The 16,605-nt window shown below is 69.5% G+C and carries 14 protein-coding genes; 5 read left to right on the top strand and 9 right to left on the bottom strand.

Features of this window, described 5'->3' with window-relative positions; genetic code table 11:
• Positions 1-8: 8 nt before the first annotated feature.
• From cas3f to ACFO6Q_RS04420, 3 genes are all read right to left on the bottom strand, one after another.
• A complete protein-coding gene (gene cas3f, locus ACFO6Q_RS04430) occupies positions 9-3,377 on the bottom strand; it encodes a type I-F CRISPR-associated helicase Cas3f (RefSeq protein ID WP_380019335.1) in 3,369 nt (1,122 codons plus the stop codon).
• Positions 3,374-4,372, bottom strand: a complete 999-nt coding sequence (gene cas1f, locus ACFO6Q_RS04425; RefSeq protein WP_380019334.1) for a type I-F CRISPR-associated endonuclease Cas1f — start codon at positions 4,370-4,372, stop codon at positions 3,374-3,376. Before cas1f ends, cas3f begins: the two co-directional genes overlap by 4 nt.
• Before the next feature lie 94 nt (positions 4,373-4,466).
• Positions 4,467-6,479 carry a thioredoxin domain-containing protein gene (locus tag ACFO6Q_RS04420; protein WP_380019333.1) on the bottom strand — a complete coding sequence of 671 codons (2,013 nt, stop codon included), beginning with the start codon at positions 6,477-6,479 and terminating at the stop codon, positions 4,467-4,469.
• A gap of 76 nt (positions 6,480-6,555) precedes the next feature.
• On the opposite strand from ACFO6Q_RS04420, the gene ACFO6Q_RS04415 reads away from it, so the two are divergent.
• The 3 genes from ACFO6Q_RS04415 (at position 6,556) to ACFO6Q_RS04405 (ending at position 9,688) form a co-directional block, all read left to right on the top strand.
• Positions 6,556-7,761: a class I SAM-dependent rRNA methyltransferase gene (locus ACFO6Q_RS04415; RefSeq protein WP_465251706.1), complete on the top strand. Its 1,206-nt coding sequence runs from the start codon at positions 6,556-6,558 to the stop codon at positions 7,759-7,761.
• Between the two features lie 230 nt (positions 7,762-7,991).
• Positions 7,992-8,894, top strand: coding sequence for a prolipoprotein diacylglyceryl transferase (gene lgt / locus ACFO6Q_RS04410; protein WP_380019332.1), 903 nt, complete (start codon positions 7,992-7,994; stop codon positions 8,892-8,894).
• Entirely contained in the window at positions 8,894-9,688 is a 795-nt protein-coding gene (locus ACFO6Q_RS04405) for a thymidylate synthase (protein WP_380019331.1), read from the top strand. The genes lgt and ACFO6Q_RS04405 overlap by 1 nt, the downstream gene beginning before the upstream one ends.
• On the opposite strand, the gene ACFO6Q_RS04400 is transcribed toward ACFO6Q_RS04405, so the two are convergent.
• Positions 9,666-10,679, bottom strand: coding sequence for a hypothetical protein (locus ACFO6Q_RS04400; RefSeq protein ID WP_380019330.1), 1,014 nt, complete (start codon positions 10,677-10,679; stop codon positions 9,666-9,668). The genes ACFO6Q_RS04405 and ACFO6Q_RS04400 overlap by 23 nt on opposite strands.
• Before the next feature lie 113 nt (positions 10,680-10,792).
• On the opposite strand from ACFO6Q_RS04400, the gene ACFO6Q_RS04395 reads away from it, so the two are divergent.
• Positions 10,793-11,290 carry a dihydrofolate reductase gene (locus ACFO6Q_RS04395; protein WP_380019329.1) on the top strand — a complete coding sequence of 166 codons (498 nt, stop codon included), beginning with the start codon at positions 10,793-10,795 and terminating at the stop codon, positions 11,288-11,290.
• 78 nt (positions 11,291-11,368) lie between these two features.
• Here the strand turns inward: ACFO6Q_RS04395 and ACFO6Q_RS04390 are convergent, their stop codons facing one another.
• The 4 genes from ACFO6Q_RS04390 to ACFO6Q_RS04375 all read right to left on the bottom strand — a co-directional run bounded on the left by ACFO6Q_RS04390 (position 11,369) and on the right by ACFO6Q_RS04375 (position 14,611).
• The gene (locus ACFO6Q_RS04390; protein WP_380019328.1) at positions 11,369-12,217 is read right to left on the bottom strand and encodes a symmetrical bis(5'-nucleosyl)-tetraphosphatase; all 849 of its coding nucleotides are present in this window, start codon (positions 12,215-12,217) and stop codon (positions 11,369-11,371) included.
• Complete coding sequence (apaG, locus tag ACFO6Q_RS04385; RefSeq protein ID WP_380019327.1) at positions 12,217-12,600, bottom strand: Co2+/Mg2+ efflux protein ApaG; 384 nt, start codon at positions 12,598-12,600, stop codon at positions 12,217-12,219. The genes ACFO6Q_RS04390 and apaG overlap by 1 nt, the downstream gene beginning before the upstream one ends.
• A gap of 131 nt (positions 12,601-12,731) precedes the next feature.
• Positions 12,732-13,532, bottom strand: coding sequence for a 16S rRNA (adenine(1518)-N(6)/adenine(1519)-N(6))-dimethyltransferase RsmA (gene rsmA, locus ACFO6Q_RS04380; protein WP_380019379.1), 801 nt, complete (start codon positions 13,530-13,532; stop codon positions 12,732-12,734).
• A gap of 77 nt (positions 13,533-13,609) precedes the next feature.
• Positions 13,610-14,611: a YeiH family protein gene (locus ACFO6Q_RS04375; protein WP_380019326.1), complete on the bottom strand. Its 1,002-nt coding sequence runs from the start codon at positions 14,609-14,611 to the stop codon at positions 13,610-13,612.
• A 91-nt stretch (positions 14,612-14,702) separates the two neighbouring features.
• Here ACFO6Q_RS04375 and ACFO6Q_RS04370 point away from each other — a divergent pair, with 91 nt between their 5' ends.
• A complete protein-coding gene (locus tag ACFO6Q_RS04370; protein ID WP_380019325.1) occupies positions 14,703-15,581 on the top strand; it encodes a LysR substrate-binding domain-containing protein in 879 nt (292 codons plus the stop codon).
• A gap of 9 nt (positions 15,582-15,590) precedes the next feature.
• On the opposite strand, the gene pdxA is transcribed toward ACFO6Q_RS04370, so the two are convergent.
• On the bottom strand, positions 15,591-16,598 hold the full coding sequence (pdxA, locus tag ACFO6Q_RS04365; protein WP_380019324.1) for a 4-hydroxythreonine-4-phosphate dehydrogenase PdxA: 1,008 nt from the start codon (positions 16,596-16,598) through the stop codon (positions 15,591-15,593).
• Between the last annotated feature and the right edge of the window lie 7 nt (positions 16,599-16,605).

The following is a 16,605-nucleotide window of genomic DNA, read 5'->3' as shown; positions in this document are numbered from 1 at the left end:
TCTGGCTTTCATTCGGCAAAGCCCAGCAATGGGTGATACCTCCATCCTTGTTCGCTAGCCGGCACTTCCACGCTGGCCAGCCGTTGCGCGCAAACCCGCAGCGGCAGGTCCAGGTACTCGGCCTGCTCGGCGAGCAAGGCCATGAGGTCGAAGCACCCCCATGCGCCGATCCGCGGCCCCATCGGCAATGTGACGTCGTGACGTTGACTCCGGTCGACGGTGACGTAGAGCGGACGGCCGCGGTGGTGCCGATCGTCTTCGACTCGGTGCAGCAACAGCGTTTCTTCTTCCTCGTCCGGCAGAAACACCAGGGCGACGGACTTCAACGTGTCGTGGCGGAATGGCTGCTGCTGCGGCAGCACGCCGGTCAGCGCGGCCTGCGGGTACTTCCAGCTGGTGAAGGCGTGGTCCGTCTCCAGCGGTGTCGACGCTAGGTCATCCTGACTCGGCGGCGGCAGCATGCTGTTGGCGGTGCGTGCCTGTTCCAGGTCGGTCAGGCTCTGCCGAGACTTCCAATCCGTCATCGGCCGCGGCTGCACGCGCGGCAGGGCGGTCAGGATTCGGTATTCGTCAGGCTCCAGCAGCTCGCCCAGACGATGGCTGACGAGCTGGAAACGGCGCGCCGCCTTGTCTTCACCCTGCTTCTCGAAGCCGGGCCGCACGTACGCCGGTCGTCCGGCCTGATCGTGGGAAAAGTGGCGCAGGTTGGTTTCGAACACCAACACATTGGGCTGGTTGGGCGGCGTTCCCCGGTGTCGCTGCACGCGACCGGCCAATTGGATCAGTGAGCGCATCGACGAAGGTTCGGCAATGGCCCAGGACGCGTCCCAGTCCCGGCCGACTTCGCAGACAGGGCTGGCCAGTACGATGAACAGATGGTCCTGTTGCGCATGCGCGTCCAGCGCATTGCGAATGGCGGGCAGGCGGAACACGGCTTCGCCGTCGCCGCGGCGGTTGAGGCTCGTATCCAGCAAATGCTCGATGGCGGACCGCTGCACGAGCGGGAATCGTGCGTGATAGACGCACAGATGAACGCGAGTGCCTTCCGGGGCACCCAGGGCGAACAGTTCCGTGGCGACATCGAACAGCGGATCGATATTGGCCATGCGTATCAGGCCGAAGCTGGCGCGCTTGCCTGTGACCGGATCGGTTTCGGCGTGGGCATGGTGCAGGCGCAGACAGGCGTCGCGCAGCTGCGCGGCGAATTGCGCGTGCTGCTGCTCGGCTTTGCGGGCGCTGATGGCCAGCGGAAGCAGTTCGCAACGGCGCAGCGGTAGGGCCGCGCGCAGTTTCGCGGCGCGCCCTTCGACGAATCGCGAGTGTTGCTGCATGAAGCTGCCGCCATCGCTGCAGTCGTCGACCTGTACACCGAATTCGTCGGTCCACAAGCAGGGGATTTCGGCGTCGACGTGCGCGGCTCCCGGCGTCCCTCGGTTGCGGTGGAACTGCCGTCGTCCTGCGCGATACGCCAGGTACATGCCGGTGACCAGCGCTGGTGGCAAGGTCGCGGAGGAAAGCACCAGACGGGTGCCGAGGAGGCCGGCCCAGTGCACCAGGCGGGCCAGCGCCGGCAGGTCGTCCAGGTCGTAGTCGTCCAGTTCGTCCAGTACCAGGTCGGCGCTCATCAGCCGCAGCATCGGTGCGATCTGGCGTCCGGCCCGAAGCGACTCGGTGGCCGGGGTGAGGTGATCGACCGTGCAGACCAGCATCGGCGCGGACAGAAGCTTGCGGATGTCGGCGTCGCGCATCGCGCGCGCGAGCAGAGGGTGGTCGGTGACATTGCCCTCGTAGAGGACGTGGCAGTCCTCCTCGATCAGGCTCTGCGCAGAGGCCGAGCCGTGTGCCTCGGCCTTGCGCTCGTGGAACTCGAACAGGCTGCGACTGGCGCTCCCGCCAACCAGCACGGCCAGTTCGTCGTCGCTCAGGTTCAGATCGTGTCGGTAGCTGCGGCCCGTCTGCAGGGTCAGGGTGCGCAAGCCCAGCGCGTAGGTAGCGCGCAGGCCGCGTTGCGGATCGGCCAGAGCGTAGAGGATGCGCGCGTTGGCCAGCGTCTTGCCGCAGCCGGTGGAGGCCATGTTGACGACGAAGGCGCCACGTTCACGGGCGCGCTCGCGCAGTCCGATCGCCGCATCGGCGGCTTTGTCCTGCCACGCGAAGCGCGTGTCGGTGCTCCGCTTGCGCAGGCGGCGATGATTGGCCAATCGCGGGAGATGCCGTTCGAAGCCGGGCAGGGCGTGGACGACCAGGCCGGCATCGCGGGCGACGCCGAGCAAGTGTTCATCCAGAGGTTGCTTCAGCGCGCCGCTGCAGTCGGTATTGGCGTACAGGCGAGTATTGCCGTCGCCGCGCACGCGCAGTGCCGAATTCGGCGGCAAACTGGAATAGTGGTGATCGGCGAGCATCAGCCCCAGTCGCGCCAGATGCATCACGTACGGATTGTCCAGCCATTCGCTGCTGCGATCCTGCGAACGTTCCAGCAATCCGCGTGCGATTCTGGCGGCGTGCGCGCGCCAGCTCGCTTCGACGACCGGCAGCGGTCCGGCGGGTTGCCAGTACGGCGTAGTCTCGGCCGTCGTTGCGTCTTGGCGGATCTCGTTCCAATCGTGGCTGACGTGCATCAGCGGTCGATCCAGCCATGCCGCGCTCCAGTGGCGGGCGCGCTTGCCCAGCCGTGCCTGCTTGCCATCGTCACCGTGGACCGGAACCACCGGCAGACGATGATGGCTGACCACCAGCCAGGCAATTGCAGCGGCGAGCGGAGGAAGCTGACGGAAAGGATGGGCATCCACGGCATCGAGTCCATCGCGCTGGTAACGCGCAGGCGCGATCCACTCCTGCTCGTCGAACTTTTCCGGATCGGCCAGTCGGTGCAACCAGCCGTCGTCGTCGTCGTGCCCCACGAAGGCCTGGAACAGCCTCAAGGAAACCCATTCGTGGCGATACAGATTGCGCTCGGTGCGCTTGCCTCGGAGCCGTTCCTGGAAGGCGACGCTGGCTTTGCCGAGGTCGTGCAGCAGCGCGGCCAATTGCGCGAGCAGGCGGATGTCCCGTGCCGTGTGCCAGTCGTTCTCGTCCTCGCCGCGCAGCACGTTGCGGACGGTAGTATCGGTCGGCACTGCACCTTCCGCGTTGAAGCGACGCGCGTCGCCCACGATCCAGAGCAGTTCGCTGTGGTCGAGGCCGCGTATCCAATGGCATGCAACGGCGGTGTTCTTGCGCGCGGTCTTGCGCAGCAGCTTGCGCAAGGTGTCCAGTCCGTCCTGCGTGATCGGTGTTTGCCACGTGCGGTCGCCGCGACGTTCGGCGAACTGGTCGAGGATGCGACGCGTTTCGGTCAAGGCGCGCTTGTCGCACTGGCTGACCAGCAGGACGTTCACGCCGCACCTTCCGGTGTGTTGGCGCCCTTCAGCGCGGCTGTGTCCAGCGCGACGGACTTGAGCGTATCGATCATGAAATCGAGCGACTCGCTGCGCGTAAGCGCCTCGATGCAGGCGCGGCGGAATGCTTGCTCGTCGTCGCCGCGCATGGCGGAGAGGAAGGCCTGCGGCAGGATCGCGGCGTCCTTGATCAGATCGGCCACGTCGAATACCAGGCCGCCACGACGTGTCTTGCCGTGCAGGACGGCGAGACCGTGCGGCAGGCCGAGTACCCAGGTCGCCGTCGCGCCGAGGCCGTAGGCGAGATAGTTGCCGTGGTCGAGGAATCGGTTCGCAGGATCGGTGCCGGTTCCGCGCTTGGCGCGCGTGAACTCTCCGTAGCCGACGGTATCCACGGCCAGCTTGAACAGCGCCTTCGTCAGGCGCGCTTCCTCGGTCAGCAGCGCGGTATTGTCCTGAGCCAGTCCGATCTGGCGTGACGTGCGTTCGAGCAGTTCGTCGAGTCGCCCCATCTCCGGGGTGAAGCCGGCCTCACGAAGGGAGCGGTGCTGCCATTGCGCGCGGATGCGCTGGGCGCGTGCCTGCTGGAATGCCTTCGCGGCAGTCAGGCGCAGATCGTCGTCGAACCAGAAGCGCACCCAAGCCTGCAGGTATTCGGTCGGCCGATATTCGCTCTGCGGTGAAAACCAGGCGACTTCCACGTCGACTTCGTTGGCGCTGAACAACGGTGTCCCGCCGCCCCCGGAAAAGCCGACCAGGACGCCAGCCTTGGCGAGTTCGCGCATCGCGGCCTGGGTGATCGAGGTTCCCGTGCCAAGCAGCAGGGCCGTCGTGTTCGCGATCGGAATGTTCCAGTACAGCGATCGCTTGCCTTGGTCGGTCACGTATTCGACGCGGCCGCCATTGACCAATACCCGGCAATGCTCGAGGTAGTAGAGATTCGCTCGCTTGGAATGAAGGATGGACTTCAGGTCGCTCGGCGAAAGATCGTCCATGTGAGCACGCCCCCCGACGCGCCAGTCCCTGCACGCCGATCATGGTACAGCGGGTCGCCTCGTCCTGCGAAATGGCCGGAAATGCCCGATGGGGCTATCGATGGATGCCCAGCTCACCCGGCTGTGTGACCGGCGGCAGACAGCTGGCTCCCTGGCAGACGTAGGCAACGCCGTCGGGCCGGTGCGGCTGGGCGGCGAGCACGCCGGGCAGGGGCGAGGATTCCGGCGGAATCCGGTAGAGATCCGTTTTCGATGTGCTGGATGTGATCGCGGTCTGCCAGCGCTGCGCCTCGTCGCCGTCGGCCGCACGCAGCACCACGTGCGTGCGCGGGCGCAGGAAGTCGCCGAGCGCGAGCAGCAGCGTGCAGCAGGCGTGCGGGAGTTCGGCCAGCGTCGGCCACGCGGCGCGCAGGCAGCGTTCGGCGGCGTCGAGGTAACGCGTGTCGCCGAGCAGGTGGCCGAGCCTGAGCAGCGCGCGTGCGGCGACGCCGTTGCCGGAGGGCAGGGATTCGTCCATCCACGGCTTGGGCCGTTGCGGCAGCGCTTCGGCATCGTGCGCGGTGAACCAGAAGCCGCCGCGTTCGCGGTCCTCGAAGCGTTCGAGCAGGGTGTCGGCGAGCGCGATCGCCCAGTCCAGGTCGCGGCGGTTCCAGCGCAGCTGCAGCATTGCGAGCAGGGCGTCGAGCAAGAATGCGTGGTCGTCGAGATAGGCCGGGAACTTGGTCTCGTCGCGCGCATGGCTGGCGTAGAGGCGGCCGTCGCGCCACAGCCGCGCGTGCAGGAAATCGAGCGCGCGTTCGGCCTCGACGGCCAGCGCGGCGAGTTCGCCGTCGGCGCGCACCGCGCGCGCCGCGCCGGCGATGGTCAGCGCGTTCCACGCGGTCAGGATCTTGTCGTCGAGCGCGGGCCGGACGCGCCCGCCGCGTGCGACGAGCAGCCGCCGGCGCGCGCGCAGCCAGCGTTCCTCGGCTTGCGCGGCGTCGAGGCCGAGCGCGATCGCGGTTTCCTCCAACGACGCGACGGCGCGCAGATGCCAGGCGTGGTGCTCGAAATTCGGTTCGCGATCGAGGCCGAAGCGGTGCTCGATCAGCGCGTACTCGTCGTCGTCGAGCAGGCCGTGCACGTCGTCGCGGTCCCACACGTAGAAGCGTCCTTCCTCGCCTTCCGAGTCGGCGTCGAGCGAGCTGAAGAAGCCGCCGCCCGGCGCGCTCATCTCGCCGACCAGCCAGGTCGCCGCGTCGAAGGCCGCGGCGGCGAACGCCGGATCGCCGCCGCGCGCGTACAGCGGCAGCAGCTGGGCGTTGTCGTACAGCATCTTCTCGAAATGCGGGATGTCCCATTGCGCGTCGACGCAGTAGCGGAAGAAGCCGCCGCCGAGGTGGTCGCGCAGGCCGCGCTCGGCCATGCAGCGCAGCGTGAAGCGGGCCATCGCGGCGCCGGCTTCGCCGCCCGCGTCGAGCAGCAGCTCGATCTCGCTCGCGTGCGGAAACTTCGGGCCGCCGCGGCGGCCGCCGTTGTCGGGATCGAATTCCGCGGCGAGGCGTTCGAGCGCGCGTGCGACCGGCGCGTCGTCGAGCGCTTCGGCGTGCGCGGCGGCTTCGCCGTAGTCGGCCAGGAAGCGCGCCAGCGCATCGTTCTGCGCGCGCATCTCGCCCGGCTTCTCGTCGTGCCAGCGGCGCACGCCTTCGAGCACCTGCACGAAGCCCGGCATGCCGTAGCGCGGCGTCTTCGGGAAGTAGGTGCCGGCGAAGAACGGCAGGCGGTCGTCGGCGGTGAGGAACATCGTCAGCGGCCAGCCGCCACCGCGCCGCGCGAGCGCCTGGTGCGCGAGCTGGTAGACCTTGTCGACGTCGGGCCGCTCCTCGCGGTCGAGCTTGATGTTCACGTAGAGCGCGTTCATGACGCGCGCGGTCGCCTCGTCCTCGAAGCTCTCGTGAGCCATCACGTGGCACCAGTGGCAGGCGGCGTAGCCGATCGACAGCAGCACCGGCTTGTTCTCGCGGCGCGCGGTGGCGAAGGCTTCCTCGCACCACGGCCACCAGTCGACCGGGTTGTCGGCGTGCTGGCGCAGATAGGGACTGGTTTCGGCGGCGAGGCGGTTGGGCATGGCGCGAGTGTACGCCTCGGGTTGTGACGCGCGCGGCCAGGCGCTACCGTGCGCCACCCGAAAGCGAGCCTGCGACGTGAGCGAAGAGATCGAATATCCGGCCCTGTACCTGAAGCGTGGCGAGGACGCGCGCCTGCGCGCCGGTCACCTGTGGGTGTACTCGAACGAGGTCGACGTGGCGCGTTCGCCGCTGACCGCGTTCGAACCGGGCGAGGCCTGCGCGATCGTCGATCATCGCGGCAAGCCGGTCGGCATCGGCTACGTCAACCCGAACTCGCTGATCGCGGCGCGACTGGTCTCGCGCGGCGTCGAGCACGCGCTCGACCGCTCGCTGATCGTGCACCGGCTCAACGTCGCGCTCGCCCTGCGCGAGCGGCTCTATGCCGAACCGTACTACCGGCTGGTGTTCGGCGAGTCCGACGGCCTGCCGGGCCTGGTGCTCGACCGCTTCGGCGACGTCGTCGTCGGCCAGATCGCGACGGCCGGCATGGAACGGCTGAAGGACGAGATCACGGCAGCGGTGGTGAAGGTGCTCAAGCCGCGCCAGCTGTGGTGGAAGAACGACGCCTCGATCCGCACGATGGAGCACCTGCCCGAGTACGCCGACCTCGGCCACGGCGAGTACGGCGGCGAGACGATCGCGCGCGAAGGCGGCCTGGAATTCGCGATCGACCCGGTCAGCGGGCAGAAGACCGGCTGGTTCTACGACCAGCGCGAGAACCGCGACCTGCTGGCGCGTTTCGTCGACGGCAAGCGCGTGCTCGACATGTTCAGCTACCTCGGCGCCTGGGGCCTGCGCGCAGCCGCGGCCGGCGCGAGCGAAGTGGTCTGCGTCGACGCGTCGGCGGCCGCGGTCGAGTCGATCGCGCGCAATGCCGAACGCAACGGCCTCGCCGATCGAGTGACGGCCGTGCGCGCGGATGCATTCGATCACCTGAAGGCGCTGCGCGAGGCGCGCGAGCAATACGACGTCGTGATCCTCGACCCGCCGGCATTCATCAAGCGCAAGAAGGATTTCACCGAAGGCCGGCTGGCGTATCGGCGCCTCAACGAACTGGGCATGCAGGTGCTGGCGCGCGACGGCCTGCTGGTGACGTGCTCGTGCTCGCACCACATGCCGCGCGCGGCCCTGCTCGAAGCCGTGCAGCAGGGCGTGCGCCATCTCGACCGGCAGGCGCAGATGCTGATCGCCCTGCAGCAGGCGCCGGACCACCCGGTGCATCCGGCGATTGCGGAGACCGATTACCTCAAGGGATACGTGTTGCGCGTGTTGCCGGCGTAGGAGCGGTTTCCTTGCTGGGGCCTCGGGTCTCGCGCCGCATTCGAACGTCTTCGTGCCGGCGAATGGGATGAATGCCCGCCGGCGAGCCGCGAAGTCGCCGCATCCGTCGTGGACGATGAGCGGAGCAGGGCGGTAGCGGGTTCCGAAGCGCTGCCCGGACGGAACGGCGTCGCCGTGTTTGCGTAGAATGGCGCCGATACGCAATCGGCGTTCGTCTGCTCCTTCCCTCGATGCCCTATTTCGTCGACATCAACCCGATCGCCGTCCAGCTCGGCCCCGTCGCCGTGCACTGGTACGGCCTGATGTACTTGGCCGGTTTCGCCGGCGCGTGGTGGCTCGGCCAGCGCCGCCGCGCGGCGGGGCGCCTGCCGGTCACCAGCGAGCAGTTCTCCGATCTCGCCTTCTACGTGATGCTTGGCGTCGTGATCGGCGGGCGCATCGGCTACATGGTGTTCTACAACACGGCCGAACTGGTCGCCCATCCGTTCAGCCTGTTCCGGGTCTGGGAGGGCGGGATGTCGTTCCACGGCGGCCTGCTCGGCGTGCTGGTCGCCGGCCTGCTGTGGTCGCGCAAGCACGGCCTGCATTTCTTCGACGTGGTCGATTTCGTCGCGCCGCTGGTGCCGATCGGGCTCGGCCTCGGGCGCCTGGGCAACTTCATCAACGGCGAGCTGTGGGGCGCGCTGACCGACAAGCCGTGGGGCATGATCTTCCCGACCGCACTGGAATCGCTCGGCAAGACCCGCGACGAACTGCACGCGATGTACCTGGCCGGGCAGTTGAACGACCAGGCGCGGCATCCGTCGATGCTGTACGAGTTCGCGCTGGAAGGCGTCGTGCTGTTCGCCGTACTGTGGATCTACTCGCGCAAGCCGCGGCCGCGCTACGCGGTGTCGGGCCTGTTCGCGCTGCTCTACGGCATCTTCCGCTTCGCGGTCGAATTCGTGCGCGTGCCCGACGTGCAGCTGGGCTATCTCGCCTTCGGCTGGCTGACGATGGGACAGATCCTGTCCGTGCCGCTGATCCTGGTCGGCCTGCTCCTGCTGTGGCTGTCGCGCAGGGCGCCGACGCTGCGTCTGTACTCGGTTACGATGCCCGACCAGGGCGAAACCCAGAACGGCGACGCAAACTGATGCGCCAATATCTCGACCTGCTGCGCCACGTGCACGAGCACGGCGCCGAGAAATCCGACCGCACCGGCACCGGCACGCGCAGCGTGTTCGGCTGGCAGATGCGCTTCGACCTCGCGCAGGGCTTTCCGCTGGTCACCACCAAGAAACTGCACCTGCGCTCGATCGTGCACGAGCTGATCTGGTTCCTGCGCGGCGAGACCAACGTCCGCTACCTCAAGGAAAACGGCGTCTCGATCTGGGACGAGTGGGCCGACGCCGACGGCGAACTCGGTCCGGTCTACGGCAAGCAGTGGCGCAGCTGGGCGGGCGCCGACGGCCGCACGGTCGACCAGATCGCCTGGGTCGTCGACGAGATCCGGCGCAATCCGGATTCGCGCCGGCTCCTCGTCAGCGCCTGGAACGTCGCCGACCTGCCGAAGATGGCGCTGCAGCCGTGCCACGCGCTGTTCCAGTTCTACGTCGCCGACGGACGGCTGTCGTGCCAGCTGTACCAGCGCTCGGGCGACATCTTCCTCGGCGTGCCGTTCAACATTGCCAGCTACGCGCTGCTGACGCAGATGGTCGCGCAGGTGACCGGGCTGCAGCCGGGCGACTTCGTGCACACGCTCGGCGACGCGCACCTGTACTCGAATCATTTCGAGCAGGCGCGCGAGCAGCTCTCGCGCGAGCCGCGGCCGCTGCCGAAGCTGGTGCTCAATCCCGACGTGCGCTCGCTGTTCGACTTCCGCTACGAGGACGTCGCCTTCGTCGACTACGCCCCGCACGCGGCGATCAAGGCGCCGGTGGCGGTGTAACCGGCTTGCAGCCGCGCGAACAGGTGAAGTAGGCGGCGGCGCCCGGGTAGTCGATCGTCATGCGCAAGGGCGCCAGCGCGTTGCCGCCGAGCGCGCCCTCGACCGGCCGGTCGGTCATGCTCGACATCATCTTGCGGAACGCGTCGTCCGGCCGCTCGGTGAACCACACCGGCCCGACCGTCCAGCCGGCGATCTCCACTTCCGGAACACGGATCGCGCGGGCGCGGAAGCGCGGCGCGAGCAGGTCGTCGGCGTTCCCGACCACGGTCCAGTCCGGATGCGCCGCGCGCCACGCCTCCAGCGTGGAGGTCGTCACGAAGCTCGTCGCGCGTGCGCCCTTCACCGGCGCGGGAGCGGGCTGCGCGGCCAGCGCGACGCGCGTCGGATAACCGGTCGCGCCGGTGTCGAGCAGCAGGTCGAGGTTGCGGCCGTCGACGCGCACGGTGAGGCGCGGCATGTGGAAGGTCGCCGATCCGGCCGTCGCGGGCTTGAAGCCGATCTCCGCGCGATGCGCCGCGGACGGCGCCTTCCAGCCGGCGTCCTCGAGCGTCAGGCGCCGCGCGGCGTAGTCCCAGGTCCACACGCGTCCGGCGAACCAGTGCTGGCTGAGCAGCCCGTCGCCCAGGCTCGCGGCGGAGGCGCCGTTGCGGTCCTTGCATTCGTGCACCAGCATCGAGCCGTCGCCGTCCGCGTTGGCCGGGACGCCGGCGCCGGGCTTGAACGGCGGCAGCTTCGCGCGGCTGAGATTGCGGCCGAGTTCGGCTTCCAGTTCCTCGTCCGGCGGCAGCGGTTCGAGTTCGAGCCGCAGGCGCAGGGCGGCCTGGCGGCACAGCAGGTTGCCGCCGCCGCCGGTGTCGGTGTACAGGCGCAGCGATTCGCCGTTCGCGGTGGTCGGCGTGGCGAAGACGCGGTCCGCTTCGAAGCGCGTGGGAATCGTCGCGGCGTGCGTACTCGCCAGGGGCAGCGTCAGGAGCAGTGCGAGAGGGCGCATCGTCGGTCGTCGTGTGCGGAGTCGGGAGTGAAAGTCGCCGACGCCCGGCGATCGCGGCAGTGCTCAAAGTCACGCCGCTCGCTCGGCCTGCCGACAACGGTCAGAATACGCTCATGCACATCTGCCTAGTCGCGGCCCTGGACCGCAATCACGCAATCGGCCGCGACGGCGCGATGCCGTGGCACCTGCCGGACGATCTCAAGCGCTTCAAGGCGCTCACGCTCGGCAAGCCGGTGCTGATGGGACGCAAGACCGCGCTCGCGATCGGACGCCCGCTGCCGGGCCGTACGAACCTGGTGCTGACGCGCGGTGCGCACGCACCGTTCGAGGGGCAGATCGTCGTGCACTCGCTGGACGAGGCGCTCGCGCGCGCCGGCGAGGCGGAGGAGCTGGCCGTGATCGGCGGCGGCGAGGTCTACGCGCTGGCGCTGCCGCGCGCGACGCGCCTGCACCTGACCTGGATCGATACCGAAGCGAGCGATGCCGACGCGTTCTTTCCGCGCTTCGACGCGGACGAGTGGATCGAGATCGCGCGCGAGCCGCATCCGGCCGACGCGCGGCACGCGTACGCGATGAGCTTCGTCGACTACGCGCGGCGAACGGCGGCTTAGCGGCAGCAAGCCTCCCCTCACCCGGCGCGCCTTGCGCGCCGACCTCTCCCGCACGCGGGAGAGGTGGCAGCCGGGACTTCAGTCCTGCTCTTTCCCCGGCGCCGGCTTGCGGTCCGACTTGATGCTGACGACTTCCGGTTCCTCGGAATCCAGGCGCAGCGCGGTCAGTGCGCCGCCCCAGACGCAGCCGGTGTCGATCGCGTAGATGCCCAGGCCGGCGAAGCGGCCGAGCGTGGACCAGTGGCCGCAGACCACGCGCAGATCGCGTTTGACCTGGCCGGGCACTTCGTACCACGGATACAGGCCGGGCCGCTGCGTGCCGGGCGCGCCCTTGTCGCTGAAGGCGATGCGGCCGCGCACGTCGACGTAGCGCATGCGCGTGAACACGTTGATGCCGGCGCGCCAGCGGTCGGTGCCGCGCAGCTTGGGCGTCCACAGGTCTGGCTTGTTGCCGAACATCTGCTTGAGCAGGCGGCGATAGCTGTCGCTGCGCAGCTTGTCCTCGATCTCGCGCGCCATCTCCTCGGCCTGCTGCGTGGTCCAGCGCGGGAACAGGCCGGCGTGCACGAGCAGGAAGCCGAGATTGCGGTCCACGTGCACGAGGTTGCGCTTGCGCAGCCAGCCGAGCAGGTCGTCGCGGTCCGGCGCGAACAGCACTTCGCGCAGCTCCGGATTCACGCGCGCCTGTTCCTCGCGCTTGCGTTCGGCGATCGCGAGCAGGGAAAGATCGTGGTTGCCGAGCACGACGGTGGCGCTGTCGCCGAGCGCCTTCACCGTGCGCAGCACGGCCAGCGACTGGCCGCCGCGGTTGACGAGGTCGCCGCAGAACCAGAGGCGGTCGACGGCCGGATCGAAGCGCAGCTTGTCGATCAGGCGGGCGAGTTCGTCGTGGCAACCCTGGACGTCACCGATGGCCCAGACTGCCATCAGTGCAGAGTCCGCGGGATCGACAGCACGAAGGCCGGAATGTGCGCGTCGAATTGGGTGCCGTCGTCGGCGATCATCTGGTAGCTGCCGCGCATCGTGCCGAGCGCGGTCTCGAGCACGGCACCGGAGGTGTACTCGTAGTCCGAGCCGGGGCGCACCCAGGGCTGTTCGCCGACCACGCCTTCGCCGTGCACTTCGCGCACCTTGCCGTTGCCGTCGGTGATGACCCAGTGGCGCGACATCAGGCGCGCGCCGATCGTTCCGTGGTTGGCGATCGTGATCGTGTAGGCGAACGCGTAGCGATTGTCGGACGGGGCCGACTGATCGTCGAGGAAACGCGTGTCGACCGAGATCGAGATGTCGTAAGGCTTCTTGCCGCTCATGGGCGATGATTTTCCGGGACGCGGGGCGCGGCGGCAAGCGGTGGGTGAGGACTGAGAGCTGAGGGCCGAGGGCTGAGGGCTGAAGAACTGGGGCGTCGCTTCGAGAAATCTGCGAACCCAGCCCTCAGCCCTTAGCCCTCAGCCCTCACCAACCGCGCCATCGCGACGAAGGCGGCCGGCGCGAGCTGCTCGGCGCGCGCCTTCGGATCGACACCGGCTTCCGCCATGCGCTCGGGCGTGACTAGGCCGTGCAGCGCGTTCGCCAGCGTCTTGCGGCGCTGGCCGAAGGCGGCCTTGACCACGCGTGCGATCGCCGCCGCATCGGCGTCCGGGCGTTCGGAGGGCGGGCGCGGGATCAGCCGGACCACGGCCGAATCGACCTTCGGCGGCGGCCGGAACGCACCCGGCGGCACCGACAGCAGCGGCTCGACGCGGCAGGCGAGCTGCAGCATCACCGACAGGCGCCCGTAGACCTTGCTGCCCGGCGCGGCCGCCATGCGGTCGACGACTTCCTTCTGCAGCATGAAGTGCATGTCGCCGATCGCCTCGACGCGGTCGAGGCAGTGGAACAGGATCGGCGAGGAAATGTTGTAGGGCAGGTTGCCGACCACGCGCAGCGGCGCGCCCTGCGCGAGCGCGCCGAGGTCGACGCCGAGCACGTCGGCGTGGACGATCTCCAGTTCGCCGACGCCTTCCGCGGCGGCGCGCAGGCGCGGGATCAGGTCGCGGTCGAGTTCGATCACGCGCAGGCGGCCGAGCGCGCGCAGCAGGGGCAGGGTCAGCGCGCCGTCACCGGGGCCGATCTCCACGACCTGCTCGCCGGGCTTCGGGTCGATCGCCTGCACGATGCGGCGCAGGATGCCGGGATCGTGCAGGAAGTGCTGGCCGAAGCGTTTCTTGTGGACGTGCCGGTCGCTGGAGGAGGCGTGCATCGGGCAATGGTAGCTGGTGATCGGCGATTCGTGGTTCGTGAAACCCCCGCTGCTGCTGCCGCCGCCGCCTTTTTTTTTCACCAATCACCAATCACCAACCTCGTCAGCCAGTAGCCGCCGACCGTCAGCCAGACGAACAGCGCGAAGGCGAGCAGCAGCGGCTTGGGGCCCAGCGCGCGCAGGCGCGAGAAGCGCGTTTCCAAGCCGAGCGCGCCCATCGCGGTCGCCAGCAGCAGGGTGTCGACGTCGAGCAGGACGCTGCGCAGCGCCGGCGGCAGTTCGACCACGGAGTTCAGCGCGCACACGCCGACGAAGGCCAGCGCGAACCACGGAATCGTGATGCGTCCGGCGCTCGCGCCGCTGCGCGCCTGCCAGCCGCCGAGCAGGAACAGGAACGGCACCAGCAGCAGCACGCGCGTCAGCTTGACGATGACCGCGGTGTCCGCCGCGGCCGGGCCGACCGCGTTGCCGGCGGCGACGACCTGCGCCACCTCGTGCACGGTGGCGCCGGTGTAGATGCCGTACACGTCCGGCGACAGCGCGAGCCAGGAGGCGAGCTGCGGATAGAGGAAGATGTTGAGCGTGCCGAATAGGACCACGCCGGCCACCGCGATCGCCACCTTGCTCGCTTCCGGCTTCAGCAGGCGCTCGGTGGCGAGCACGGCGGCGGCACCGCAGATCGCGCTGCCGCAGGCGGTCAGGAGGGCGGTGTCGCGGTCGAGCCCGAGCCAGCGGCGGCCGATCCACAGGCCGAGCGCGAGCGTGCTGGCGACGACGATCACGTCGAGAATCAGCGCGCCGGGCCCGATCGCGGCGATCTGCTGGAAGCTGATGCGCAGTCCGTACAGCACGATGCCGGCGCGCAGCAGGTTGCGCTGCGCGAACGCGATGCCGGGCGCCATCCGCTCGGGCAGGCGCACGCCGGCCAGGTTGCCGACCAGCATGCCCAGCGCGATCGCCAAGGTCAGCGCCGACAGCTGCAGGCCGGCCAGCGCCGGGACGGCGGCCAGGCCGAGGCCGGCGAGGCCGAGCGCGAGGGCGAACAGGAGGCCGGGAAGGCGGGCGGCGAACGGAAACATGGTCGTTCCGGAGCGGGGAATGCATGCATTCTCCAAGCGGCCGTTATATAAAGATAATCGATTGTCATGATATCGGTGATAAGGACTTCTGATGATCGCGATCAGCCCGCGGCAGCTCGAAGTGTTCAGTGCGATCGCCGCCGCCGGCAGCGTGCGCGCCGCCGCCGACCAGCTCGGACTGACCCAGCCTGCGGCGAGCATGGCGCTGGCCGAACTGGAACGGCTGCTCGGCGCGCCGCTGTTCGATCGCCACCAGCGCCGCCTGCACCTCAACGCACGGGGTCGCGCGCTGCTGCCGCGCGCGCGAGAGATCGTCGAGCGCCTGCGCGAACTGGGCGACGGCATCGCCGGCGCCGAGCCGCACGGCGCGCTCGCGATCGGCGCCAGCAACACGATCGGCAACTACCTCGTCGGCGAACTGCTCGGCCGTTTCGTCGCCGCATATCCGGCGGTGAAGCCGAGCCTGCGCGTGGCGAACACGGCCGAGATCGTCGCCGGGCTGCTCGATTTCAGCCTCGACGTCGGTTGCATCGAAGGGCCGGCGGCGCATGCGGAGATCGAGAGCCTGGCCTGGCGCGAGGACGAGCTGAAGGTCTGCGTGCGCGCCGACCATCCGCTGGCGCGGCGCCGCCGGCTGCGCGTGGACGACCTGCGCGGCGAGCGCTGGATCGTGCGCGAGAGCGGTTCGGCGACGCGGGCGATCGTCGAGGACGCCGTTCGCGGTGCGCTCGGCACGCTCGACGTGGCGCTCGAACTCGGCCAGAGCGAGGCGATCAAGCAGGCGGTGATCGCCGGCCTCGGCGTGGCCTGCCTGCCTTCCGTCGCGATCGCCGACGCGGTGGCCGCCGGCCGGCTGGTCGCGCTGCGCACGCCGTTCCTGGACCTGCGCCGCATGCTGTGGCTGGTCCTGCATCGCGGACGCTACCGCGGCGCGACCTTGCAGGCGTTCCTGCGTCACGCGCGCGCGTGACGCGCGGCGTCAGGCGCGCGTGGGCGAGGCCAGCTCGAGCGCGAGGCGCGTGGCGGCGATCAGGCTGCCCGGATCGGCGCGGTCGCCGCCGGCGAGGTCGAGCGCGGTGCCGTGGTCGACCGAGGTGCGCAGGTACGGCAGGCCGAGCGTGACGTTGACGGCGTGACCGAAGCCGGCGTGCTTGAGCACCGGCAGGCCCTGGTCGTGGTACATCGCGAACACGGCGTCGTAGCGCGCCAGCTGCGCCGGCACGAAGGCGGTGTCGGCGGGGATCGGGCCCTGCACGTCGAAGCCTTCCGCGCGCAGCTGCGCGATCGCCGGCGCGATCTCGTCGATTTCCTCGCGGCCGAGATGGCCGCCTTCGCCGGCGTGCGGATTGAGGCCGAGCACGGCGATGCGCGGCGTGGCGATGCGGAAGCGCGCGACGAGGTCGCCACGCAGGATGCGCAGGTGCCCGACGAGATCGGCGCGGCGGATCGCCGCCGGCACCGCGGCCAGCGGCAGATGCGTCGTCGCCAGCGCCACGCGCAGGTGGCCGCCGGCGTTCGCGGCGGTCAGCATCATGACCACGTCGCACCCGGCGCGCTGGGCGAAGAACTCGGTGTGGCCGGTGAACGCGACGCCGGCGTCGTTGACGACACCCTTGTGCACCGGCGCGGTCACGATCGCGTCGAACTCGCCGCTGCCCGCGCCGTCGGCGGCGCGCGCGAGCATGTCGAGCACGTAGGCGGCGTTGCGCGGATCGAGCCGGCCCGGCGTCGAGGCGACGCGCAGCGGCACGGCCGCGACGCGCAAATGGCCCGAAGGGCGCGACGACGGCGCGGCGGCCGGATCGTAGGACTCCAGATGCAGTGCGATGCCGGCGCGGCGCGCGGCGTCGGCGAGCAGCTCCGGATCGGCGATCGCGACGAGGTCGGCGGCGAGGTCGGTCGCCGCCAGCTTCGCGATCAGCTCCGCTCCGATGCCGGCCGGCTCGCCGGCGGTCAGCGCCAGTCGCGGCAGCCGGGGCGCGGCCACGCAGACG

Source organism: Dokdonella ginsengisoli, from assembly GCF_042652785.1.
GTDB classification, from domain to species: Bacteria; Pseudomonadota; Gammaproteobacteria; order Xanthomonadales; family Rhodanobacteraceae; genus Dokdonella_A; species Dokdonella_A ginsengisoli.
The sequence above is the reverse complement of the archived record's forward strand: the minus strand, read 5'-3'. Positions and strand labels throughout refer to the sequence as shown.